Source organism: Streptosporangium oxazolinicum, from assembly GCF_039537505.1.
GTDB lineage: Bacteria > Actinomycetota > Actinomycetes > Streptosporangiales > Streptosporangiaceae > Streptosporangium > Streptosporangium oxazolinicum.
Genome location: NZ_BAABAQ010000039.1, coordinates 1 through 837, shown reverse-complemented (window position 1 = coordinate 837; position 837 = coordinate 1). Strand labels below are relative to the sequence as shown.

The following is an 837-nucleotide window of genomic DNA, read 5'->3' as shown; positions in this document are numbered from 1 at the left end:
GGGGTTTCAGTCTGAGGAGAAGGCGGCGTCGAAGGCGGTGGAGGGCGGGGTGATGGCGTTGAGCTTGCGGATGACGGCCAGGGCGTCGGGGGCGCCGTCCAGGCGGTCCATCCCGGCGTCCTCCCACTCGATGGAGATCGGTCCTGCGTAGCCGATGGCGTTGAGGGCGCGGAAGCAGTCCTCCCAGGGCACATCACCGCGGCCGGTGGAGACGAAGTCCCATCCGCGGCGCAGGTCGGCCCAGGGCAGGTGGGAGGCGAGGCGTCCGCGGCGGCCGTCGCCGGTGCGGACCTTGGCGTCCTTGCAGTCGACGTGGTAGATGCGGTCGGCGAAGTCGAGGATGAAGGCGACCGGGTCGATCTCCTGCCACACCATGTGGGAGGGGTCCCAGTTCAGGCCGAACGCGGGGCGGTGGCCGATGGCCTGCAGGGTGCGTACGGTGGTGTGGTAGTCGTAGGCGATCTCGCTGGGGTGGACCTCGTGGGCGAAGCGGACGCCGACCTCGTCGAAGACGTCCAGGATGGGGTTCCACCGGTCGGCGAAGTCGGCGTAGCCGTCTTCGATCATCTGGGGTGGGACGGGGGGGAACATGGCCAGGGTGTGCCAGATGGAGGATCCGGTGAAGCCGACCACGGTGTCGACGCCGAGTTTGGCGGCGGCGCGGGCGGTGTTCTTGATCTCTTCGGCGGCGTTGCGGCGGACCTGCTCAGGGTCGCCGTTGCCCCAGATGCGGGCGGGCAGGATGCCCTGGTGGCGGGCGTCGATGGGGTTGTCGCAGACGGCCTGGCCGACCAGGTGGTTGGAGATGGTGTAGACCGACAGGTTGTGCTTGGCGAG

Annotated in this window: 1 protein-coding gene; it reads right to left on the bottom strand. The window is 69.2% G+C overall.

The annotated features are described in order from the left end of the window. Positions 1-6: 6 nt before the first annotated feature. The coding region (locus tag ABD817_RS39415) for a sugar phosphate isomerase/epimerase family protein (RefSeq protein ID WP_344923572.1) at positions 7-837 on the bottom strand (831 nt) is incomplete at its 5' end.